At 45.8% G+C, this 22,739-nt stretch carries 19 protein-coding genes and 1 pseudogene; 11 read left to right on the plus strand and 9 right to left on the minus strand.

Features of this window, described 5'->3' with window-relative positions:
- The first annotated feature begins 44 nt into the window (after positions 1-44).
- From PLE7327_RS00540 to PLE7327_RS00560, 6 genes and pseudogenes are all read left to right on the plus strand, one after another.
- Complete coding sequence (locus PLE7327_RS00540) at positions 45-554, plus strand: GNAT family N-acetyltransferase (protein ID WP_015141904.1); 510 nt, start codon at positions 45-47, stop codon at positions 552-554.
- A gap of 173 nt (positions 555-727) precedes the next feature.
- Positions 728-1,081: a hypothetical protein gene (locus PLE7327_RS25575; protein WP_254658056.1), complete on the plus strand. Its 354-nt coding sequence runs from the start codon at positions 728-730 to the stop codon at positions 1,079-1,081.
- Positions 1,054-2,040: pseudogene (locus PLE7327_RS00545) on the plus strand (RNA-guided endonuclease InsQ/TnpB family protein); the annotation flags it as partial. The gene PLE7327_RS25575 and the pseudogene PLE7327_RS00545, both read left to right, overlap by 28 nt.
- 104 nt (positions 2,041-2,144) lie before the next feature.
- Positions 2,145-3,113, plus strand: coding sequence for a COP23 domain-containing protein (locus tag PLE7327_RS00550; protein ID WP_015141905.1), 969 nt, complete (start codon positions 2,145-2,147; stop codon positions 3,111-3,113).
- A 131-nt stretch (positions 3,114-3,244) separates the two neighbouring features.
- Positions 3,245-3,979 (plus strand): 15,16-dihydrobiliverdin:ferredoxin oxidoreductase, encoded by a 735-nt coding sequence (locus PLE7327_RS00555; RefSeq protein WP_015141906.1) that lies wholly within the window; start codon positions 3,245-3,247, stop codon positions 3,977-3,979.
- 53 nt (positions 3,980-4,032) lie between these two features.
- Complete coding sequence (locus PLE7327_RS00560) at positions 4,033-4,773, plus strand: phycoerythrobilin:ferredoxin oxidoreductase (RefSeq protein WP_015141907.1); 741 nt, start codon at positions 4,033-4,035, stop codon at positions 4,771-4,773.
- Between the two features lie 13 nt (positions 4,774-4,786).
- On the opposite strand, the gene PLE7327_RS00565 is transcribed toward PLE7327_RS00560, so the two are convergent.
- The 9 genes from PLE7327_RS00565 to PLE7327_RS00605 all read right to left on the minus strand — a co-directional run bounded on the left by PLE7327_RS00565 (position 4,787) and on the right by PLE7327_RS00605 (position 13,726).
- A complete protein-coding gene (locus tag PLE7327_RS00565) occupies positions 4,787-6,433 on the minus strand; it encodes a SpoIID/LytB domain-containing protein (protein ID WP_015141908.1) in 1,647 nt (548 codons plus the stop codon).
- A gap of 491 nt (positions 6,434-6,924) precedes the next feature.
- A complete protein-coding gene (uvrB, locus tag PLE7327_RS00570) occupies positions 6,925-8,919 on the minus strand; it encodes an excinuclease ABC subunit UvrB (protein WP_015141909.1) in 1,995 nt (664 codons plus the stop codon).
- A 161-nt stretch (positions 8,920-9,080) separates the two neighbouring features.
- Positions 9,081-9,284 carry a hypothetical protein gene (locus PLE7327_RS00575; RefSeq protein WP_015141910.1) on the minus strand — a complete coding sequence of 68 codons (204 nt, stop codon included), beginning with the start codon at positions 9,282-9,284 and terminating at the stop codon, positions 9,081-9,083.
- Between the two features lie 27 nt (positions 9,285-9,311).
- A complete protein-coding gene (minE, locus tag PLE7327_RS00580; RefSeq protein ID WP_015141911.1) occupies positions 9,312-9,629 on the minus strand; it encodes a cell division topological specificity factor MinE in 318 nt (105 codons plus the stop codon).
- A gap of 49 nt (positions 9,630-9,678) precedes the next feature.
- Positions 9,679-10,476 carry a septum site-determining protein MinD gene (gene minD, locus PLE7327_RS00585; protein ID WP_015141912.1) on the minus strand — a complete coding sequence of 266 codons (798 nt, stop codon included), beginning with the start codon at positions 10,474-10,476 and terminating at the stop codon, positions 9,679-9,681.
- A gap of 342 nt (positions 10,477-10,818) precedes the next feature.
- A complete protein-coding gene (minC, locus tag PLE7327_RS00590) occupies positions 10,819-11,649 on the minus strand; it encodes a septum site-determining protein MinC (protein ID WP_015141913.1) in 831 nt (276 codons plus the stop codon).
- A 93-nt stretch (positions 11,650-11,742) separates the two neighbouring features.
- A complete protein-coding gene (locus PLE7327_RS00595; RefSeq protein ID WP_015141914.1) occupies positions 11,743-13,059 on the minus strand; it encodes a four-carbon acid sugar kinase family protein in 1,317 nt (438 codons plus the stop codon).
- 88 nt (positions 13,060-13,147) lie between these two features.
- Entirely contained in the window at positions 13,148-13,384 is a 237-nt protein-coding gene (locus tag PLE7327_RS00600; protein WP_015141915.1) for a hypothetical protein, read from the minus strand.
- 60 nt (positions 13,385-13,444) lie between these two features.
- Positions 13,445-13,726 carry an RNA-binding protein gene (locus PLE7327_RS00605; protein WP_015141916.1) on the minus strand — a complete coding sequence of 94 codons (282 nt, stop codon included), beginning with the start codon at positions 13,724-13,726 and terminating at the stop codon, positions 13,445-13,447.
- A gap of 1,473 nt (positions 13,727-15,199) precedes the next feature.
- Between PLE7327_RS00605 and PLE7327_RS00610 the strand changes: the two genes are divergently transcribed.
- From PLE7327_RS00610 to PLE7327_RS00630, 5 genes are all read left to right on the plus strand, one after another.
- Positions 15,200-18,319, plus strand: coding sequence for an ABC transporter transmembrane domain-containing protein (locus tag PLE7327_RS00610; RefSeq protein WP_015141917.1), 3,120 nt, complete (start codon positions 15,200-15,202; stop codon positions 18,317-18,319).
- 122 nt (positions 18,320-18,441) lie between these two features.
- A complete protein-coding gene (locus PLE7327_RS00615; RefSeq protein ID WP_015141918.1) occupies positions 18,442-20,472 on the plus strand; it encodes a response regulator in 2,031 nt (676 codons plus the stop codon).
- Positions 20,473-20,540: 68 nt separating this feature from the next.
- The gene (locus tag PLE7327_RS24635) at positions 20,541-21,158 is read left to right on the plus strand and encodes a HetP family heterocyst commitment protein (protein ID WP_015141919.1); all 618 of its coding nucleotides are present in this window, start codon (positions 20,541-20,543) and stop codon (positions 21,156-21,158) included.
- 159 nt (positions 21,159-21,317) lie between these two features.
- Positions 21,318-21,617 carry a hypothetical protein gene (locus PLE7327_RS00625; RefSeq protein WP_015141920.1) on the plus strand — a complete coding sequence of 100 codons (300 nt, stop codon included), beginning with the start codon at positions 21,318-21,320 and terminating at the stop codon, positions 21,615-21,617.
- 346 nt (positions 21,618-21,963) lie between these two features.
- The gene (locus PLE7327_RS00630) at positions 21,964-22,725 is read left to right on the plus strand and encodes a peptidylprolyl isomerase (RefSeq protein WP_015141921.1); all 762 of its coding nucleotides are present in this window, start codon (positions 21,964-21,966) and stop codon (positions 22,723-22,725) included.
- The last annotated feature ends 14 nt before the right edge of the window (positions 22,726-22,739 follow it).

Here is a 22,739-nt window from a genome sequence, read left to right on the forward strand (position 1 = left end):
ATGCTCCCTTAACCATTATTGTCAAAAATTGTAAAGATAGACAAATGATCGTTGTTAGTCGCGAAATTCCTAATCATATCGCTGCAATTCGCTCTGTTCTAGAGACAGCGTTCGATCGCCAAGCCGAAGCTAAGTTGGTCGATGCACTTCGCAGTCGAGGTGTCCTGACGATGTCCTTAGTGGCTAGCGAGAATGACCGAGTTGTTGGGCAGATTGCTTTTAGCCCCGTTGCTGTTGGAGCAGAAAGTTCGAGCCTCAATGCTGTCGGACTCGGTCCCCTAGCAGTTTTACCCGAATATCGGAATCGGGAAATTGGCTTGCAACTGGTGACAATTGGGATAGAAGAATGTCGGCAGGCTGGTTATGATGCAATCTTCGTGCTTGGCGATCCTGCTTTTTACTCTCGCTTCGGTTTTGCTCCTGCGTCAATTTATGGAATTGAGTTGGAGGGAGATTTCCCGCAAGAAGCTTTTATGGTTAGAGAACTGAATCAAGGGACATTCACCGATCGCGCGGGAGTAGTGCGATATCAGTCTGAGTTTGCAGAAGTATGAAACTTAAGTTTATATCTGATTCCTTAACTTTACCGAACAGCGATGGTGAAAGCCCTCCTCATTTATGGGAGGGATGAAACCGAGCAAGCGTCCAGCCAAGCTACTTTTAAGTAGCCAGTCTATAGTATAATGAGAGCAACAAGGAGGTGAGTTAATTGTACGGATGCCAGCAAGTGTTATTAAAACCTAATAAAGAACTATCGGCTATTTTGGTATTTATTTGCCAACAAGCGCATAATTTAACCAATATGGGCATCTACTATGCACGACAACTCTACCTCAAAGCCAAACGCTACATCGGCAAGTACGACCTAGAAAAACTCTACAAGAATAATCTTCACTACAAGGTTTTCCATTCTCAAGCAGCGCAACAGATACTGGGGTCGGTGTATGAATCTTTTGTTTCGTATAAGAAGTTAGTTAAAGCCTATAAACAAGGACAGATAGAAGACCAACCAAGACTTCCCAAGTACAGAAAGAAAGGAGGCTTGGCGTTAGTTTCCTATCCCGGACAAGCATTGAATTAAAAGACGGGAAGATTAGAGTACCGCTAGGCAAGCAAATTAAATGTTGGTTTGGACTAGACAGTTTTCAACTAACTATGCCTAGCAACATTAACTTCGCGGAGCTTAAAGAACTCAGAATTCTACCTAGAAATAAGTGTTTTTATGCCGAGTTGGTCTACAAAAAAGAAGTACCAACTCCAGAAGTAGATAAACAAAATGTACTGGGGATCGACCCAGGATTGAATAACTGGCTAACTTGCGTCTCTAATGTAGGCACTAGTTTTATCATCGATGGCAAATATATTAAGTCGATGAATCGCTGGTATAACAAGCAGGTCTCGACTATTAAAGATGGAAAGCCACAGGGGTTTTGGAGCAATAAGCTAGCAGCTATAACCGAGACAAGAAACAGACAAGTTCGCGATGGCATCAATAAGGCAGCTCGTCTCGTTATTAACCACTGCTTAGAAAATCAAATCGGGGCAGTTATTTTTGGTTGGAATAAAGGCAACAAGAGAGAGATAAAACTAGGCAAGAAAAATAATTCTGAATTTGTATTAATCCCAACAGCAAGATTAAAAGACAGAATTGAACAACTCTGTCGAGAATATGGCATTCAGTTTATTGAAACTGAAGAAAGTTATACCAGCCAAGCTAGTTTCTTAGATGGCGACTATCTGCCTACTTATGGTGAGAAACCCGATGATTGGAAGCCTTCAGGAAAAAGAACCAAGCTTGGTTTGTATAGAACTGCTAATAACTGGTATATCAACGCTGATGCAAACGGGGCTGCTAATGCCATCCGGAAAGTAAGCATGACACTGGGCATAGACCTAAGTGGAGTGTCTAGGGCGATTTTGACTTCGCCCCACAGGATAAAACTGTGGTCAGCTAATAAGCTCAAAACGTGGAGTGACGGTCTTTCAAGCCGTCACGAAACAACCTTATTAGAATTCGCCCTCATTCATGGGGCGGAGTAGTCAATTATGTTAATTTGCAATTTTAAGGTTAAAACTAAATATAGCAATCTTAGATCTTAGATCGTTAAGGATTGCTATAACTCTAATTGCAACAATCTGTAGCTATGTTATTAAAAAGTTCGTACTCTCACACCAAAGTTCCAGTTTCTATACTCAAAGCGATCGCTTTACCTTTGGGTATGGGCATTTTGCTGCTATCGACTAACCAAAGGACTTCAGCTCAATCTCTTTGGACAAATTCCAATCCCAAATCGCCCAACTCTGCTATTCAAGTCAGTCTAGAAGAAATCGGACGATCGCAACAAGAAAAGACAGAGGAAAACGAGCGATCGCGGCGAGACATCCCAGATGTTATTATCGATGATGAGAAATCTCAACCGGATGATTCATCCTCGACAACTTCTACCGATACTGAATCAGAAGACGAATCCACTCCTACTTCTACCGCTCCCGAACCTGAAGAAGAATCCTCGACCTCTGCCAGCACCGAACCTCGCTTTACCTGTCAGACGGTCAATGGCGAATACACGGTAATGTATCATCCAGAAAGCCGTCCGGGCGAAGCTTATGCCTGGGCAATTCCCCGTCAAATGGGCGGCGGTTGGTCGGCAGAACGCCGCTGTAGTGAAATCAGTCGTCGCCTAGAGTTCTATCGACCAGACGGGCTGTTGGAGATGAGAACCGCCGTAGAAAATAATTACAATACCGTCTGCGTGACTACTCAGAAAAATTCGAGTTGCCGCATTGTCTTTACCGTACCGCCCGGTCAAGATCCGATGGTCACTCGCGATCGCGTTTTTGAAAATCTGACCGTTGCCGATAGCGGTCAACAAACTCAGGGAGTTAACACCTTGGTTGATAACGGTCGCTCTAACCCAATTCTCGGTCAACTCGGTCAAGTCTTGGGTCAAGACCTATCCAAACTAGCGATGCGTACTAAGTCATCTGAGGCAATTAATTTGCGTCCTTTCCTCGATCGAGCTGATGGCGGAACGGGAACGAGGTTGCAAGGCAGTCCGTTTGGTTCTCCTAACTCTCGTCCTCAACGTTTAAAACCTGAGAATTTCCGTTAAAAGGTAAGTTTCTAGTTACTAATATCGCGATTCTCAACATTAAAATTTGTTGCTTTGTTGGCAACAAATGAGACGGCGCTCGTTGGCTTCCTCTATTCTCGGAGGAAGCTTTAATATACGTGCTATCGTCTATGTTTCAGCCGTTTCGCGAATATTTAGAAAAGCAGCTTTTTAGTCGCTTTGATTTACGCAGTCGCTCCATTCCGTCAGGATTGGATTACCAGGTTAGCGATCGCGGCAAGAACCCAGCCACCATTCAAAGTTGGTGCTATCAATGTCCCGAACTGCGAAAAATCCGCTATACCTACATCGAAGCGGGAGAAACGGCGCAAGTTTTTAATAGCGTTATTTATCCCAGTCATTGTTACGATCTGCCGTTATTAGGAATCGATTTTTTATCGTTTGGTCAGAAAAAAATTTTAGTAGTTTTAGATTTTCAACCCCTGTTTCGCGATCGCGAATATCTAGAGAAATATATCGAACCAATGCGATCGATTCGGGATAAATATAACGATTTGGCACAAAACTTAGAAATGAAATTTTATGATGCAAACCAGTATTTTTCTAAATACTTGCTGTTTGCAAAAACTGATAGCAAAACCGTAGTAAATCGATTATTTCCAGCCTACCGAGAATATGTCGAGCTATATTGGCAATTGTTAGAGCGAGCAACGCCTTTAACCGATCCAGAAGATATTCAGCGCATTGTTAAGGCTCAAAAAGATTACGACCAATACAGTGCCGATCGCGATCCTGCCTCCGGTTTATTTAGTAGTTATTTCGGGCACGAATGGGCAGAGCGATTCCTCTATGAATTTTTGTTTGAAGATGCCGTCCCTTTAGCTGTCACTTCAACCAAAAGATAGCCGAATAGTTTGCTAAATTTAGAGATGGGAACAATCCAAAATCCTTTCCTCCCATGACTCTATATCAGCCTTTTTTAGATTACGCGATCGCCCTACTAAAAGAACGGCTAGATTTATCCCCCTATCCCATTCCAGAGGGATTTGAGTACAAAGAAGGCACGATGGGCAAGGGGAAAAAACAAGAAGCAGTCGTTACGACTAGCTATGCCTTCAAATCTCCCAAACTTCGGCAAATTCGAGCCGCTCACGTTCGAGGAGGCGCTTCTCTACAAGTCCTTAATTTCGTCATTTTTCCCCATCCAGCCTACGATTTACCGTTTTTTGGCGCAGACTTAGTCACTCTACCAGGAGGGCACTTAATTGCTTTGGATATGCAGCCTCTCTTTCACGATACTGCTTATCAGCAGAAATACAGCGAACCCATCTTGCCCATCTTTAAAGCTTATCAACAACACTTACCCTGGGGAGGAGATTTTCCAGAAGAGGCAAAACCTTTCTTTTCTCCTGCATTCTTGTGGACTCGTCCTCAAGAGACGGAAGTCGTTCAAACGCGAGTATTGGAAGCCTTTAAAGATTATCTGCAAGCGTATCTAGATTTTGTCGAAAAAGCAGAACCCGTGACAGACAGCCAGCAACGAGAAGAGATTTTAGAGGCTCAACGGCGCTATATTGCCTATCGAGCTGCCAAAGATCCGGCGCGGGGAATGTTTACGCGCTTGTATGGAAGCGAGTGGACGGAGGAATATATTCATGGTTTTCTCTTTTTGCCCGATCCTCTCGCAAATGCTAATTGAGAAAATCACCAATCTAAAATTGATTGGCTTGAGCTTGTACGTTATCTAAAGTGCGATCGCGCCAAAAAACGATCGAATCATCAAGCGGTTGCAGCTTGGTTCCCGGATAATAAAATGCCAAAATCTGCTCGGCAGACCAACCTATATTGGCTAAATTATAGGAGCCAAATTGACTTAACCCTACTCCATGCCCGAAGCCGCCGCCAATAAAGGTATAGCCTCTTAATTGATTCTTTTCGTCATACATGGGTTCGAGATAAAATAGAGTGCTGCGAGGAGTCCCAAAGCAACTGCGAATCTCATTTTTGTGCAGTTCCAGCACCCCTTTATCAGTTTGTATCGCCATAGTGAGGATGCGTCCCGAAGGCGATCGCTTGGTAATTTCCATCCGCTGAATTGTCTGAAAATCTGCAAGGGGGTGTCTGCGTTTTTCGAGATATTCTTTTAAATCTTCATTGAGTTCTTGAAGAGTTCCTTTTCGATTCCAGCGAAATACTTTTTGTCCCGTTTCATTAAAACCCTCTTTCATGCCGATAAAACGGCGAAATGCTGCTTCATCTGCCAAAGATTGTTGGGACAAATTCCAAACTTGTCTGGGTGAATCGATGACGGGTTTTAGGTAAGGACGTTCTTCTCCATTCCAGACATCACTAAAGCTTGCCGTTATTCCACCCGTCGTTGAGGAATAGAGCGCATCGACCAACTCATTTTGATAGGTTAAAACTAATCCTTTAGTTTCGGCGATCGCGCGATCGGCTCGCGGATTGGTATTCGACAGTCCATAATACACTTGACAGTGTACATTTGCGCAGAGTTGATAATTATCTATCTGAAATCTTCGTAGATTTCGCAAAGCGTAGGTTCTCGCGATAATTGTCTGAGCTTTAATGGCATTGTCGGGAGCTTGATGTCCGATTTCGTAGGGGACGACTCCTCGCAAATAGGTTTCGAGCGGGACTTGATTGACTAGGGTAAAAGTTCCATAGGCATTCGGTTGCAGCCTCAACCTTCCGCCATAGATGCGGTCGTTATTTTTTCCTGCAATTACTTGGATGAGGTCGTTGCCAGCGCTAATCTCTAAATAATTTGGCTCGTAGCGCTTTCCGTTGACAGTAAAAGTCGGTTGGAATTTTTCAGAGAGAATTTCTGTTTCTAGATAGGATTGGTTGAATCCCCGCGCTCTGAGACTCTGCAATAGCAGGCGACGCAGTAGAGGATTTTTATAAATCTCTCGTTTTGCCCAAACCTCCCAGCGATCTGGTTGAGCAATTTCGACTTCAATTCCTTTAGTTCGCCATTCTTTGGCGCTATTTTCAGCCGTCTCGAAGGTAGAATAATTGCCAAGCACTACTCGTTCTGAGAACGTGGAAGCTTGCAAAGGCTGTTTTACTACTTGCAGTTTTACTTGGTTCGTTTTTAGGACTTGGGTTTGTCCGTTGCGATCGGTAAAAGTGAGCGTTAGGATATCTCCCTTTGTACTCGAAAGGGCGATCTCAGTATTATTTTCTTCGCCGAGTCGCTGGATGATGCCAACTTGCAGCTCAACATCTTTTGCTTTGACGCTTGGCGCCCATACTAAACCAAGCAATACGGGCAAGGTAAATGCGGTTAGAATCAATCGTTTGCCTGGTATCCGAGTCTGTTGTCGAGTGGTTGGCATATTGAAGCTCGATCGAACGGTTTATCCTAGCTTTTCATGATAGCCAACGACAAGCTCGTTTAGCTATTAAAAATACAACGCGATCGCCAATTAAATTGTCATAGATATTACCTGTCATTGGAGAGCGATGTGAGCCGAAGCGCAGCGTAGCCCTGAGCAACAGCGAAAGGGAAGTTCGCCAGGAACTAAAGTTCCTGGCTAAGAGTCAAAGTCCACTCAAGCTATCAGCCTAGAAATTTATTTCTAGGCATGTTGGTGGAAAGAGGCAAGCTGGTTGACTGACAAATCTTTGTCCCCTCATCCCTAAATCCCTTCTCCCCCAAGGGGCGAAGGGACTTTAGTCCAAAGTCTTAAGTGGAAAGCCCCTCTCCCGCTCTGGAAGAGGGGTTGGGGTGAGGGCGATTTGAGTTTTGTCAGTCAACTAGAGAGGCAAGATTTAAGCGATCGAGGTTTAGTCGCCTTAGTGTCAACCGATAACCGAATCTAACAACCTAACCTAATAACCTATCTCGCAGATGCTTAATTCTATCGCGATATTTGGCAGCTTCTTCAAACTCTAAATTCTTAGCCGCCTCTTTCATCTTCTCTTCAAGCTGTTGAATTAACTCAGGAATTTTTTCTAAAGGTAACTCATCTGAATGTTCCCAGACTTCTTCTAACTGTTGTGAATTCAACCTGCGAGAAATATCTAAAAAGTCAAGAATAGAATTATGCGATCGCGTTTTAATTGGCTGAGGAGTAATGCCGTGCATCCGATTATATGCCATCTGAATCTTTCGCCGTCTTTCTGTCTCTTCGATTGCTTTGAGCATGCTATCTGTTAAATTATCGGCATACAAAATCGCTTGTCCTCGCACGTGACGCGCTGCCCTACCAATAGTTTGAATTAAAGAACGCTCCGCCCGTAAAAATCCTTCTTTATCTGCATCTAAAATCGCTACTAAAGAAACTTCTGGTAAATCCAATCCTTCTCGCAATAAATTAACGCCGATTAAAACATCAAATTTTCCCTCGCGTAAGGATTGTAAAATTTCTATGCGCTCGATCGATTGAATTTCTGAGTGCAGATATTGAACCTGAATTCCTCTTTCTTGAAGAAATTCCGTTAAATCCTCTGCCATCCGTTTAGTTAGAGTAGTAATCAATACCCTTTCTTTCCGCTTGACTCTTTCTTTAATCTCGCCTAATAAATCATCAACCTGACCTTCAGTTGGACGGACAAAAATTTCCGGATCGAGAACTCCTGTCGGACGGATAATTTGTTCGATGACTCGTCCATTTGACTGTTCGATTTCCCAATCTCCCGGCGTAGCAGAAACAAAAATACATTGACGAACTTTTCTCCAAAATTCTTCTGCTTTTAAAGGGCGATTATCTGCCGCACTGGGAAGGCGAAATCCGTGTTCGATTAAGACTTTTTTTCGAGATTGGTCGCCATTATACATCCCTCGTAATTGAGGAACGGTAACGTGAGACTCATCTATGACTAATAGCCAATCTTTTGGAAAATAATCGACTAAACATTCTGGTGGTTCCCCAGGATTTCTTCCGGCTAAATGGCGGGAATAGTTTTCAACGCCATTGCAATAACCCACCTCTCGCAACATTTCTAGATCGTAGCGAGTTCGTTGTTCGAGGCGTTGTGCTTCTAATAGTTTTCCAGCTTTTTCTAATTCTTTTAATCGTTCTTTTAATTCTCGTTCTATGTTTTGACAAGCTTCTTCTAATTGTTCTTCAGGAGTGACGAAGTGACGTGCCGGATAGATATTCACCTTATCCAGACTTTGAAGGATTTCCCCCGTAACGGGATCGAGATAGCGAATTGCATCGATTTCATCGCCAAAGAATTCGACTCGGATGACTCTATCTTCGTAAGCGGGAACAATTTCTAAAACATCCCCTTTTAGTCGAAAGCGTCCCCGTACAAGTTCGAGATCGTTGCGAGAATATTGAACGGAAACTAAATCTCGTAATAATTGACGCTGATCGATTTCTTTACCAACTTCTATGGGAATAGCAGCTTTAAGATATTCAGACGGCATCCCTAAGCCATAGATGCAGCTAATTGATGCGACGACAATTACGTCTTTCCTCTCAAATAAAGAACGGGTTGCGGAGTGTCGCAACATATCAATTTCATCGTTAATCGAAGCACTTTTTTCAATGTAAGTATCGGTTACGGGAATGTAGGCTTCGGGTTGATAGTAATCGTAATAACTGATAAAATATTCGACAGCATTATTAGGGAAAAATTGCCTCAGTTCGTTACAAAGTTGGGCAGCAAGCGTTTTGTTGTGGGCTAGCACGAGAGTAGGCTTGCCAATCTTTTCAATAACCGAGGCGATTGAAAACGTTTTTCCAGTCCCCGTAGCGCCTAAAAGCGTTTGAAAGCGGTTTTCTTGTTGGAGAGATTCTACCAGTTGGGCGATCGCTTGGGGTTGATCGCCAGTCGGTTCAAAAGGAGCTTGCAGAGAAAATTGTTTCATCAAAAATTCGACGTAGGACTTTTCCCCATTTGGTAAAAATACAACGTTATCTCAATACTAGCGCTCATACCAAGCTTCTCGCTCGCGCCAGCGAGAAACTCGCGCTAGGTCATATTTGTCTAGGTCATATTTGTAATGACAACTCGATCTCGATCCAATGCTCAATTGTCGATGGCTTGGTCGTCTGGCTCTGGAAAATTGAGAATCGGCAAGCGATCGCCGCGAAAGACTTCTTCGCTGGCTTGACCTAATTCAATTAAACTTTGGGTTAGAGAACGAAAGGCTAACATACCGAACAGAAAGGGAGTAGTAGCCAAACTGAGCCAAAGGGAAGCGGGAAGGGGAGACTGACGAGAAGTTTTCAAGGCACTCTGTTGTCAATTAACTGACCGTTAAACCGGATTCTCTTCAATCGTACTAGAATTTTTTTCTATTGACGATCGCAAGGGTCTATTTTTCACTCGTCGGATGGGCAAGTTCGCAATTAAAGCCGTAATTCTTTGATCGCTTTCTAGGACAAATTCCATTTCATCGGAATCGATTTCTACATAGCGACCGACCACTTCTAAAATTTCTTGGCGCATGCATTCTAGCGCCTCTTGGCTCAATCCAGAGCGATCGTGAGCGAGGACAAGCTGAAGGCGGCGTTTAGCTTGTTCGCCGCTTTTCACTTGTCGCCGAAATAGTTTTTCCAGCAGTTCGAGAATCATACAAGCTATTAAAAATCCTTAATCTTAAAATAGTCTCCCGCGTCGATTTCTATGCGCCAAACAAACGGCGGATACGGGTAATGAGAGTATCGTGAGCTGCCATGAGGTCGAGAAAAGGGACTTCCTCCCCTTCTAAGCGTCTGGCAATGTTGCCAAACGCTAGGGCAGGGAGAGAAGGTTTTTCGTCGAGTACTAAGGGTTCGCCTTTGTTGGTTGAGATAATAATACGCTCGTCGTCGGGAACGATGCCTAGCAAAGGCACGACCAACAGGTCTAAAATATCCTCAACGCTAATCATTTGGTTAACCTGGATCAATTCCGGTTTGACGCGATTGACGATCAGACGGATGTTTTTGATATCTTCGGTTTCGAGCAAGCCAACTACGCGATCGGCATCTCGTACTGCTGCCATTTCGGGCGTAGTAACGATAATAGCTTCCTGTGCTGGAGCGATCGCGTTGCGGAATCCCATTTCGATCCCTGCTGGAGAGTCGATCAAAATATAGTCGTAGGATTTGGTTAATTGCTCTACCAAATCCTTCATTTGGTTGGGAGTGACTGCATCTTTCGTGCGGTTTTGCGCGGCTGGCAGTAACACTAGATTGGGTTGGCGCTTATCTTTGACAAGGGCTTTTTCGAGCGAGCATTCCCCTGCCAGAACATCTACTGCCGTGTAGACGACTCGTTGTTCCAACCCTAATAGCAAATCTAAGTTTCTCAGTCCGAAATCGGCATCGACTAGGGCGACTTTTTTTCCTAGTTGGGCGATTGCCGATCCCAAGTTTGCGGTAACGGTAGTTTTTCCAACCCCTCCTTTTCCAGAGGTGATGACGATAATATGACTCATATTCAGTTATCAGCGATTGGTAAACAGTAACCAGGTTATTAGAATTCGGAAGTCGGAAGTTAGTTATCAGCGATCGGTTATTTGATGAAAGGATTGGGGATTAGTTAGTAGGGGGCAAGTTTATCTAAAAATGCTAGAGATTTCTCAACAGTTACTGTCAAAAAACCTGTCCGTACAGGGTTATTGGATTAAAGGATGAAAGGATTTTGGATTGGTTAGTAGTTAGTAATTAGCAGTTAGTTGTTAATTTTCTCCCAACTCCCCCTTGTCTCCCCATCTCCCCCTTTCCCCTGTCTCCTCCCCTTCCCCTCTCCCACTCCCCACACTCCCCGTCCCTCATCTCTATCCTTCATACTTCGTCCCTTTCTCTACCCATCCTTTGGCTTTTTGAGAAAAAGAATAGGTTTTGGCAAAATCGATCGCGCCAGTAATGCGAATGCCTTGCGGGGTCATATAGGCGACTTCTGGCTCGAATTCCTTTGGCGCCACAGCTGGCGCTCTAGCAACGACATCGGCAATTCGGAGTTGGGTGGGTTCCATTCTCAATGCCATAATTCGACATTCGCGATCGCCCTTTACTCCCGCGCGAGCGATGCCTCGCAAGCTACCCCAAACGATAATGTCGCCGTCGGCTGCGATTTCACCTCCTGGATTGACATCTCCTACAAGGATTACTGTACCAGGATGGCGAATAGTAACGCCAGAGCGCACCGTTGTTTTTAAATAAAGCGGTTCGGCTAATGGCAAGACAATTTGAGCCGAATTAACCCCAAAAGGTTGGGTTAGGGTTTCTTGTTCTACCGAGTAGCCCGCAGTGGCAGCGGCTACTGCGGTTTGACGGCGACTGGTACGAACGCACTTTAGCAGAAGCTGTTCTTCTTTGAGGGCTTCCGCGATCGCCTGTAGCTGTCTGCCGTCGAGCAGACGATCTTGGGCGACGAGATAAACGACCGTTCCTGCTTGAGTGGCGCGATCGTTACTCTTGAGACAGTACTTGATCTGCTGCCAAGTTTGCGACCAATCGTTGCTCTCCTCTTTTTGAGGGAGCGTTGGTAAAACCAACAACAGTTTCTCGCCCTCACTTTTGAGATGAACTTGCGAGTAGCGTTCGAGAGGAAAAGGTGAAGGTTCTTCTTGAGAATCGGTTAATGGGAGTACGCGATCGGAAGACATTTGATGCGGGTCAATTGACTAAACGACATCCTAGCGCAATATGGGTTCTCAGTTACCAATATATGAAATTTTAATTTTTAGCAATGGCGAGCTTCAGCGATTCAAACGGCGATAAACCGTCACCAATCCTTGCGCGTCGCCAACATTACCGGGAAATAAAACCACCGGAAGATCGGGAAATAAGGGATGTCCGGCGGGAGTGCGGATCATCGAACATCCTGGCAAAATTTGACCGAGCAACCGCGCTGCGGTCAAGTTCAGTCCCTTACTCAGTACGTCATTCGAGGTAATCCCTCCTTTGCTGATAAGAAAGCCAATATCTGAAGGCAATCCTTGCACTACGCCCATCAATAGCGAAGAAACAACAATGCCAAAGTCCAAACGCTCTTGTACGGTTTCAAAGGCAAGTTCTTGGCGACTCGTATAGACGACGGGCGTTTTACCTGCTCGATGAACTTCTTTGACTCGTTGTAGCGTTTGCGTCAATAGAGTCTCTCTTTGAGAGGGATCGTTTCGCAATTGCGTTACATCAACTTCGATCCCGACTGTAGTGGGTTCTTTAAGTAATTGTTCTAATTGCTGAGTCGTTTTCTTAACGTGAGACCCCACTATCACTGCGCCCGGTTTGGCAGTCGGTTTGTACTTCGCCATGTCTTCTGGGGCGATGGGTTGTTTGCCCAGTTGCGCGAGAGAAGTGAGGATACTCGCGGCGCTGCGAAACAGAAATCGTTTTCCCGACGCCGCTGCCGCCAGAATATCTGTGGCAAATCGATCTAAATCGGCTTGAGTTTCTCCATCTACAACAGCGCAGCGATTGTCCTTTAAATTCATCAGGCGCTCTAGCGTTCCCTGACGAATATCTGCCAGTAAAAAGCGTTCTACCTCGCTAGCTTTGATGCGACCTTTGGTTTTTTCTTCCACGTAGTCGGGCAGGTAGCTGTGGTGATAGCCAAACACCGAATCGCGGGCAAATTCTGTTTTATGGACGGGCGTTTCTACGCCATCGACTATTAGGTAATGAATGCTATCGCGGGTGATTCGTCCTCCCTCAAAAAAAGCGGGGATGAGAAAATGCGCGTCAAAACCGCCCAGTTCTTCGGCAATGACATCGGTTTCGATGGGATAATGTCCCCGCAACGTTGAGTCAGAGCGACTGACAACCAGAAACTCTTCGATTTTTTCGGTTGCGATCGCAATTTTTAGATTGTGGCAGACTTCTCGCGTAACGCTAGCCGCTTTGTCTGGCGTTAAAGCTCTCGTATTGGTTAGGACGAAGAATATTGGAGAATCATCCGCTAGCCCCAACCTAAGAGTTTCTACGTCCCAACGCATTAACAGCAAGCAACTGTGGACGGTTTGAGACCCAGTAGGATCGTCGTCAAGGACAATAATTTTGGGTTTGCTATTCATTGTTTATGTGCAAAACTAGCCTGGATTATTGTCTCATGTTTGCATAATCTCAAGACGAGCTGACGATTAATCCTACTGGTTGTTGGTATTATTCCTCCTGATTTTCGGTAGAACTGTTATTAGTGCTGCCGCTACGACTGGAACGGTCATAACGTCTGCGAGAAAAACGCCCGGTTCCCGATTTATTAAACTGACGAGCATAGGCTTTGTTGCGCTCGGCTTTTTCTTTCTTTAAGTTACGGCGTTTAGCCACGATTACCTCATTAAAACGACAAAAACCTCTGGTATGAGTTTTTTCAACCAAGTCTAAATCCTCCAGAGGCATCTCTAGATTTAGATGTTGTTATGTTAGCTTGACTACCGGAAAACGATCGGCAAAATTTTCCTAGTATCGAGTGCGATAGCTGCCCCTATTTGGGTTATCCTCTCTAGGTCTGGCTTTGTTAACTCGTAATTGTCGCCCCATTAACTCAGTCCCGTCAAGATCTCGAATGGCCTGCTCTTCTTGGTCTTCTGATGACAGATCGACGAAAGCAAACCCTCTCATTCGCCCGGTTTCTCGGTCTAGGGGAAGTACGACTTTCTTAACTATACCGTACTCGGCAAAGATTTCTTCTAAGTCTTCTTTAGCAGCTTGGTGGGATATGTTACCAACGAAAATAGTCACAAACGTCTCTCCATCTGAACGATTGCAGGGTTCAGATGAAGCTCGGCTAGCGATGCTCAAAAACTCTTCCGAGACAAATTTTTAAAAATTTCCTCGAATTTGGCGCGAAAAAGTTCGCACAGATTAATGAACCACTAATGAAACCGAACTTGCATCTAGAATATACACTTGTCCAGTTTAATACTTAATTCCTCTGTTCGGGTGAGAAAATTGCCTAGAAATTCTTATCGCCCCGTTCGACAGATCTTTTTGAGTCGGGAGTCAGGAGTTATAGAGACGAGTTTATCTAGAAACTCAACCGACTTACCGACATCTATTAGGAGTCTCAGCTTGACAATTCCTTGATTGAAAAGGTTGTTTTGATTTTATCAGCAGAAATTGGAGATGAGAAATTGCCTTGTATAAGCTGTTTGAAAGCTACTACGGGTGGGCTAGCTTAGTCTAGTCGCAGATTCATTCAAAGATCGTTCTTTAGATAGATTTTTTTTACATTCAAGTATCGTTAATCTATTCTGCATTAACAAAGATCGCCCTTTGTGTTGAATTTGTCTCTGGCTTAATCAGAAATCATTCTCGACTTAATAACCGATTTGGCGATCGCCCCAACTGTTGAAAAAAATCTAAAAATCTATACTTGATAGATTATCTTGGCGCTGCAAGTCGGGGGAATTAATATTTAATCCTACCAAGCTGGGTTTTCTTATTTCAATTTATATAATTTAGATTTTCTATATTTTTAATGATTTTTTAGGAGCAACCCTTTATTTTAAGAGCTTTAGGTTATATACTAAATGGTGAACAATTAGTTCTATACTCAATATTGGCTATCTACTCAAGATGGCTTGTCTACTCAATTACCAAGATTTTTTTAGTTTGCTTTTCGTTGCAAAATTTAACAAAGAGACTGACCGCCTTATCCGACTTAAATTCCCTAACCTACTGTTAAAGTGCGCTCTCTCAAGAATTAATAATTAGGCGGTATCATTTTAAAAAACTGTTACATACTTTTTAGAGAAAAGCTCAGAGACGTACTAAAGCTACGCAAGCGATGCGCCCAGGTTTAGTGCCGTTAACACTAAACCTAGACGACTTTCCCCTTGTTTAGATACCTCAAGATGCAATCACAAGGAGATACAAAGATTATGGCACAGTTTATTTTTTTCGTCTCAAAACCCACACTGGGCAAAAGTTTTACATCGAACGACAATCTTGTTCGCTCGAACTCTAGCTCCCCTTTACAAACGCGCAGAAAAATTTGAGGGGACTTAGAAAGAAACTTTTCTCAACATAGCCTCATACAGGCTCAAGGCAGAAATTGTACATCGAACGACAACCCTTTTTGGCTGTCAGGGGGTTTTAGTATCGATTCATCCTGTGTTGTGATGTACTTCTTTTGCTTTTGCCGACAGAAACTTTTGGCGATTTTGATGCCAGAAAGTTTTAGAGTTCTATTGCTGCAAGAAAGCTAAAAAAATGAAACAGAATTCAGGCTTGCCAAGAGAGCCTTTCCTTGTTAGCTCGAAAGATACAGCTCAACTACAGCAAGTACTTTCAAGACAGTTAAGGCTCCCTCCAGAAGAGAAAGCGCTCATCTCGGATTTATGCAAAGCGTTTGAGATGGTTGAGTTCGAGCTAGGGAGTTCGCTGACAATTTCCTCCGCGAGTCGATCGCGCGATGACGTTGAGACGGAAGATAATTCTCAATATTTTTACGTAGTCTGTCAAGGACAAGTCCGATTGCTCGGCTTTGACGCACAGCAGGAAAGGCAAGTGTCCGCACAGTTGTTAGCAGAGGGGAAATCCTTTGGGGGCGACTCTTTGTTTGGCGAGATGTCCTTGCCTTACCGAGCGATCGCAGCCAGTTCGACTCAAGTTGCTAGAATCGCGATCGCCGAGTTGCAACCTTGGCTTAAAAAGCTACCCTCACTTTCAAGCTACTGGCTTGCCGAAACCCAACATCGGCAAGCCTTAATCTTTTTTAAAACCTTGACTGCCTTGGGATCGCTCTCCAGTCGAAGGCTCCAGCAACTCTTGCCCTGCCTGGTAGAAAAACGCATTGCAGCCGGGGAGTCGCTCGCGCGAGCGACTCCTTCAGATATTGGTCGCTACTGGCTGCGCAGCGGTCGGATTCGGTCTCAACCGCTGGAGATAGGAAATTCTTGGGGATATCCAGAGCCGATCCCAGCCGATTGGGTTGCCCAGACCGATCTGCTAGTCTATCAGCTCCCTAAAGCCCATTGGGAAACCGTACGCGCGCTCGATCCCCAGCTAGCTGCTGCGTTGGAAGAAAAGTCTTCCTCCGAATTAGAAATAGCCGCTCCTAACGGACGCCAACCCGATGGGGGAGAAATGGTTTTCTCCCCTCCCCCGGAACCCTCACCCGATCGCGATCGCATAGATTCTCAAGCCATTGAATTTCCTCAACCCTCGAAGCACCGCCGCTGGTTTGACAGAGGTTGCCCCTTCGTCGAGCAGCAAAGCTCCTCAGACTGTGGTGCAGCTTGCTTAGCAGCGATTAGCCAGTACTGGGGCAAGCACTTCAGCCTGAATTCCCTGCGCAATCTAGCCGGGATCGGGCGTGCTGGCGCTTCTCTAAAAGGATTAGCCAAAGCAGCAGATAGCCTGGGATATCAAGCTCGACCCGTGCGAGCGAGTTTGAGCCGCCTGCTGGAGCAAGATTTCCCCTGGATTGCCCACTGGCAAGGCGATCATTATATCGTGGTCGATCGCATTAAGGGAGACAGGGTTCTAGTCGTCGATCCCGCGCGGGGCAAACGCTGGCTGTCTAGAGGGGAGTTTCTTTCAGGCTGGACGGGCTATGCGCTGCTGCTAGAGCCAACGGAACGCTTATATGCAACCCCTGACGAGAAACGCACCCTCAGTCGATTTTTGAGCGTGCTTTTGCCCTATCGCACTTTGGGCGTGCAAATTATCTTGGCTTCGGTGCTGATCCAGGTTCTCGGTCTGGTTAGCCCCCTGTTTACCCAAGTCATTCTCGATCGAGTAGTAGTCAACAAAAGCCAAGTAACCTTAAATTTCTTTATTGCGATCGCGCTGCTTTGCGGGCTTTGGAGCATCGGTTTGTCCTCAGTTCGGCAATACCTGCTCAGCTATTTGTCGATCCGATTAGACCTCAGCTTGATCGGCGGTTTTATCAAACACGCGCTGACCCTGCCTCTCAAATTCTTTGAATCGCGCCGCGTGGGGGACATCCTGTCGCGGGTTCAAGAAAATCAAAAGATTCAGCGTTTCCTAATCCAGCAAGTCCTCCTGGCTTGGTTAGATTTCGTCACGGGATTCATCTATTTAGGGCTGATGCTCTATTACAATTGGCGGCTTACTCTCCTCATTCTGTCTCTGATCCCGCCGATCGCGATTTTGACCCTAGTAGCAACCCCACTCCTGCGGAAAATATCGCGAGAATTTTTCAATGCCCTAGAGAATCAAAATTCCACTCTAGTAGAAATGATGACGGGGGTAGCTACGATCAAAGCTGCTGCTGCCGAGCCAGAAGTGCGCTGGCGTTGGGAAGGGCGGCTGACCGAGCAACTGAACGTACAATTTAGCGGGCAAAAAGTCGGGATTAACTTGGGAGTTGTCAGCGGGCTGATTAATTCCCTCGGCAGTCTTGCCTTGTTGTGGTACGGTGCAACGCTGGTAATTCAAGACCAACTCACCATCGGTCAGTTGGTTGCCTTCAACATGATGATCGGTCGAGTAATCAGCCCAGTGCTGACCCTGACAGACCTCTGGGACGAACTGCAAGAAGTGCTGATCTCGGTAGAGCGGCTCAACGATGTCTTTGATACCAAGTCAGAAGACCCTCCCGGAGAGCAAATGTTGCTTTTGCCAACTCTGCGGGGCGAGGTGCGGTTCGAGGATGTTACCTTTCGCTACGATAGCGACGAAGATCGCAATACGCTCCAGAATCTCTCTTTTGAAGCGCAACCGGGACAAACGATCGCGATCGTGGGACGCAGCGGTTCGGGAAAGACGACTTTGATTAAGCTATTACAAGCCTTATATCGACCTACTAGCGGTCGCATCTGGATCGATGAGCACGACATCCGTCATGTTTCTCCTCAGTCGTTGCGATCGCAACTGGGCGTAGTACCTCAAGAGTGTTTTTTATTCTCCGGCACCATTTTGGAAAACATTACCTTCTTTCGACCCGAATACACGCTAGAGCAAGCTATTGAGGTCGCCAAACTGGCCGAGGCACATGCTTTTATCCAATCAATGCCCTTGGGATACAACACCAAAGTCGGGGAGCGCGGAGTTAATCTTTCTGGCGGACAGCGACAGCGAATTGCCATTGCCCGCGCCCTGTTGGGAAACCCACGCATTCTCATTTTGGATGAAGCTACCAGTTCCCTCGATACCGAGTCCGAGCGGCGCTTTCAGCAAAATCTCGCTCGCATGAGCCGCGATCGCACGACCTTTATCGTTGCCCACCGCCTTTCGACAGTACGCCATGCCGACCGCGTTCTAGTGCTAGATCGAGGCGTTCTCGTCGAGCAAGGCACCCACGCAGAACTGATGGCACGACAGGGACTTTACTACCACTTAGCACAGCAGCAGCTCGATCTTTAAAATCTACGACATTAGTCATTGGTCATTAGTCATTGGTCATTAGTAGTACAAATGACAAGTGACAAAGGACAAATGACAAATGACAAGTTAATCAAATCGCATAAATAATAAAAAGGATTTCTATGATTCGCATTTTGCTGGTAGACGACCAAAAGACGGTTCGAGAAGCGCTCAAAGCCAAGCTAGAGCTATCTCCAGATCTAGAGGTATGCGGCATCGCTAGCGATGGCTATGGCGCGATCAAGCAAGTTAAGGCTTTACAACCCGATCTCGTTCTCATCGACCTGGAGATGCCTGGTTTAGATGGAATCAGCGCTACGCGGATTATCCGCCAGAACTTTAAAGACATTAAGGTTCTCGTTTTAAGCGTGCATGACAGTGACGAATCCGTTATTATCGCCATGCGTGCCGGGGCGATGGGGTATCTCAACAAAACCATTTGCGATCGCGAACTCATCGAAGCAATCCGGTTTGCCCACAAAGGGTACGTTCAAATCGGGCCGGGACTGTTAGAAAAAATTATTTCTAGAGGTGGAGAATCCAGCTCCCAAACCCCTAAGACAATTTCTAACGAGACGTTAGACAGTACTAGAGCTGCACGCCTGTCATTGGTGCCAGCGGCTGAAGCTGTCTCGACTTATGGAGGGATGACCGGGGCGACAATGACACTTGCCGAATCTCCTGCCTCTTCCACACCCCTAGCGGCTCGGACAACCGCTTGGTCTGCTGATTTTCAGGCATTTTTGGATCGACCGCCCGCCTCTCTCCCTCGTCGTCTGATTGTCGGCGGCATCGCTTTCTGCCTTGTCTTTGGGATTATGGCTTGGTTTGGTCGAGTCGAGGAAGTAGGGAGAGCCACAGGACAGTTAGTGCCAAAAGGAGAAACCTATAAAGTCGAACCGATTGAATCGGGCAAGGTCACTCGCATTGCCGTGAAAGAGGGCGATGTAGTAGAAGCCGGACAAGTATTAGTCGAACTGGATACCGAGCTGGCGAAAAAAGAAGTCGAGCGGTTGGAGCAAATACTGAGTGCCTATCAATTTGAAGGTCGCCAAAAGCAAGATCTGCTCGATCGCGCGCTTCTAGAAGCTCAAACCCTAAAAGCGATCGCAACTGAAGACGCGCAAGAACAGCGTTTGGCGATCGCTCAAGCCAGAGAAAAAGTCGCAACCAAGCGAAACTTACTGACTCAATTGAGTTCGGAAATAGCAGCTGTTCGGGCAAGAAAAAGCCAGATTAAACCCCTCTCCACCGTAGCGAAAAGACGGCTTGCGCAACTGGACTCAGAAGAAGCAGCCCATCGAGAACGGCTAAAACGGCTTAGAGCCATGCAGAAAGAAGGGGCAGTCTCCCTCGAATATATCTTTCAAGCCGAACAGTCCCTGCGCCAAGTCCAGCAGCAGATCGCTCTCAGCCAGTTGCAAGAGATAGCCAATACCGACGAGCAACTATTTCAAGCCGAACAGTCCCTGCGCGAACTCCAAGACCGCATGACTCAAAGCCAAGGCGAACTCTCCGCCTCCCTCAAAGAAGCCCAGCGACTTGAGACAGAACTGAATCAGAAAAAAGCCCAGGGGCGCAAAATGCTGCTAGAAGCCGAGCAACGGATTCAGCAACTCAAAGTTGAAAGCGCTCAGATCGAAGCCAAGATTGCCGAAACGAAGAATTTGCTAGCCAGCGAGCGAGCTAAGCTCAAACAGAGATTTTTCCGCGCCCCAGTCGATGGAGTCGTCTCGCGCTTAAATCTCAAAAACGCTGGCGAGGTGGTTCAGCCTGGAGAAGCGATCGCCGAAATTGCTCCCAGCAATGCACCGCTGGTTCTTTCAGCCGTCCTGCCCGACCGAGAAGCGGGTTTCGTCAAGAAAGGAATGCCAGTCAAAGTTAAATTCAATGCTTATCCCTTTCAGGATTACGGGATTATCTCCGGCAAAGTCGTCTCCATTTCTTCCGATGCGGAACAAAACGAGCAACTGGGCACAGTCTATCGGGTGAAGGTGGAATTGGAGCGCAATTATGTTAATGAAGGAAGACGAACCATCAGACTCAAGGCTGGTCAGACAGGCAGTGCCGATATAATCATTCGCCGCCGTCGCTTTGCAGACATTCTATTCGACCCAATCCGACAGTTGCAGCGCAGTGGCATCGATTTATAAAGCTGTACGGGTACGAAAAGCTCGACCCCTACCAATTGGTATCACTTTACTTAGGAGTAACCATTCCTATGAATTCCCAATTTTCTGACTCTCAGCCCAAATTAGACAAGGCGATGACAACCGAACAATTCAATCGAATTGTTGAAGCAATTCTTGCCGGAAAATATTCCTGGGCATGCGTTCTCATCCTGCGCTACGCTGGATACAATCCGCTCCACTACATCCCCTATACCACCTATATCCGATTAGTTAAAGACAACCCGCAAGGGGAGGCTCAAAACCGCAAGAGAAATCTCGAAACCAAAGCCAAAAGAAAATTTTCCCAGGGCGACTCCAGCCAACTTACCGATCTCAGTTATTTAGAGACGATTGAAGAGAAAAGCGGAAGGATCCGAGGCGGCAATCGCTCCCGATGGGGGAACGAGCGACTAGAAAGCTACTGCTCGCTTGCTAAGAATTTATCCTTCAATTTCAAAAGGTTCGGCGAAGAATTTTTATCGCGAATTAGATCGACTGGTTTGACCTCGAAAAGTAGTGCGATCGCAATTTCTAAAAACCGCATGGATGACATTGCTCCTTCTTCGGGCCTCAATAATTGCGAAAGAACCCAATTCTACTGCGATCGCGGTTTTTCTCAAGACGGTTCCAGGACTTTTACAACTCCCCGTAGAGCCAGCCGTTGTTAGTGAAACGCTCGAATGCAGCTTAACGACGCCAACGTAGATCGATCGGAATTGAAAAAAACTTTCTACCAAATTGGTAACACCCACCTAATTTTTCTCGGTATCGTAAGAACGTAAATCAAGTTGCTCTAAGCAATCGGTTAATTAAAAAGGAGAAACTCAATGATTCTATCTGACCTCAACTATTTAGAAATCGTTGACCAGGCAACTGGTATCGTCGGCGGCGGCGGCGTTCGTTTTGATAGCAGAGTCAGAGACAGAAGAGATCTCGATATCAGACGTAAACTTGACATCGACACGAAAGTCCGGGCTAAGGCTGATTTCAGCGGTAACTTTGCTTCCGTATCTGGCACTGCTGATGCCCTAGGAAAAGACACTTACACCGACATTGTAGGTGGTACTCAAACGGTGGAAAACAAATCCTCCGAATCGTTCCTTGACGCTATATCGATCAGCAAATAAGTCGGCAGACCTCAATTTACTCATCTGCGGCAATAAAAAATAACCTAACCTAGCTGTGTGGCTAATTTGGCATGGATTTGACAATCTCTACACAGCTAGGTTTATTTAGACTCAGATCTTGCACCTTTGGCATCAACGCCTAGAACTAAAGTTCTAGGCTCAAAGCTCAACTCAATTAAAAATGATTGCTCTTGTTGGGTTAAGTGTAAACCAGCCGCTTAGGTTCTGAGTTGTTGTCTTGTGCAATAACTCAAGGGCTACCAAAAGCCCGCGCCATACCTGTTTAGGGTTAGCGCTGGGTAGTTTACTTAATGGAGAGTCGATTATTGCTGAAAGACGATAAAGTATGACCGACAGCGAGGCAAACCAAAGGAGGATAATTAATTTTTCGGGCGTATCCATTACTCCTGAAGAGATTGTGGATTTCTTGAAGCACGAGATGCTTCTCAAAGATCTTTGTCAGAAACTGGTGTCTCAAAAAATTATTGCCCAAGCTGCTAAAGACAGGGGCGTAACCGTTACGCCGGAGGAAATTCAAGCCGAGGCAAACGACATCCGTTACGAAAAGCGTTTAGAGAAAGCCTCAGACGCGCTTGCCTGGCTAACCGAGCAGATGATAACTACAGATGACTGGGAGACGGGAATTCGCACTCGCCTGCTCGCTCAAAAATTAGCTGAGCATCTATTTGATAAGGAAGTAGAAAAGTTTTTCGCTCAAAATCAGCTCGATTTCGAGCAGTTCGTTCTCTATCAAATTGTCGTTCCCTACGAGCAGCTAGCCTGGGAAATCTATTATCGAGTTGAAGAAGAAGAAATCAGTTTTTACGAAGCGGCTCACCTTTACGATATTGACGAACGGCGCAGGAATTACTGCGGCTATGAAGGAAAGCTTTATCGCTGGAGTTTAAAACCCGATATTGCGGCAGTCGTAATGAGCAAACCTGTCGGAAATATTATCGGTCCGCTCAAAACAGATCAAGGATATCATCTGCTGATGGTAACGGAGTTTATCCCTGCCGAACTCAACTCTGCCAGCCGTCAGGAGATTATTGATAAGCTATTTGAAGAGTGGCTAGAAAGTGAGTTAAACTACCTGCTTAATCGCTAAGAGCGAGTTCGGTC

This window comes from Pleurocapsa sp. PCC 7327 (assembly GCF_000317025.1).
Classification (GTDB): Bacteria; Cyanobacteriota; Cyanobacteriia; order Cyanobacteriales; family Microcystaceae; genus Hydrococcus.

Coding starts and splice junctions, on each gene's coding strand:
- PLE7327_RS00610 (WP_015141917.1), top strand. CDS start 15,200: ATGAAACAGAATTCAGGCTTGCCAAGAGAGCCTTTCCTTGTTAGCTCG.
- minC (WP_015141913.1), bottom strand. CDS start 11,649: ATGTCTTCCGATCGCGTACTCCCATTAACCGATTCTCAAGAAGAACCT.
- PLE7327_RS00595 (WP_015141914.1), bottom strand. CDS start 13,059: ATGAATAGCAAACCCAAAATTATTGTCCTTGACGACGATCCTACTGGG.
- minE (WP_015141911.1), bottom strand. CDS start 9,629: ATGATTCTCGAACTGCTGGAAAAACTATTTCGGCGACAAGTGAAAAGC.
- PLE7327_RS00550 (WP_015141905.1), top strand. CDS start 2,145: ATGTTATTAAAAAGTTCGTACTCTCACACCAAAGTTCCAGTTTCTATA.
- PLE7327_RS00600 (WP_015141915.1), bottom strand. CDS start 13,384: ATGCCTCTGGAGGATTTAGACTTGGTTGAAAAAACTCATACCAGAGGT.
- uvrB (WP_015141909.1), bottom strand. CDS start 8,919: ATGAAACAATTTTCTCTGCAAGCTCCTTTTGAACCGACTGGCGATCAA.
- PLE7327_RS00565 (WP_015141908.1), bottom strand. CDS start 6,433: ATGCCAACCACTCGACAACAGACTCGGATACCAGGCAAACGATTGATT.
- PLE7327_RS24635 (WP_015141919.1), top strand. CDS start 20,541: ATGAATTCCCAATTTTCTGACTCTCAGCCCAAATTAGACAAGGCGATG.
- PLE7327_RS00540 (WP_015141904.1), top strand. CDS start 45: ATGATCGTTGTTAGTCGCGAAATTCCTAATCATATCGCTGCAATTCGC.
- PLE7327_RS00560 (WP_015141907.1), top strand. CDS start 4,033: ATGACTCTATATCAGCCTTTTTTAGATTACGCGATCGCCCTACTAAAA.
- PLE7327_RS00615 (WP_015141918.1), top strand. CDS start 18,442: ATGATTCGCATTTTGCTGGTAGACGACCAAAAGACGGTTCGAGAAGCG.
- PLE7327_RS00555 (WP_015141906.1), top strand. CDS start 3,245: ATGTTTCAGCCGTTTCGCGAATATTTAGAAAAGCAGCTTTTTAGTCGC.
- PLE7327_RS00630 (WP_015141921.1), top strand. CDS start 21,964: ATGACCGACAGCGAGGCAAACCAAAGGAGGATAATTAATTTTTCGGGC.
- minD (WP_015141912.1), bottom strand. CDS start 10,476: ATGAGTCATATTATCGTCATCACCTCTGGAAAAGGAGGGGTTGGAAAA.
- PLE7327_RS00625 (WP_015141920.1), top strand. CDS start 21,318: ATGATTCTATCTGACCTCAACTATTTAGAAATCGTTGACCAGGCAACT.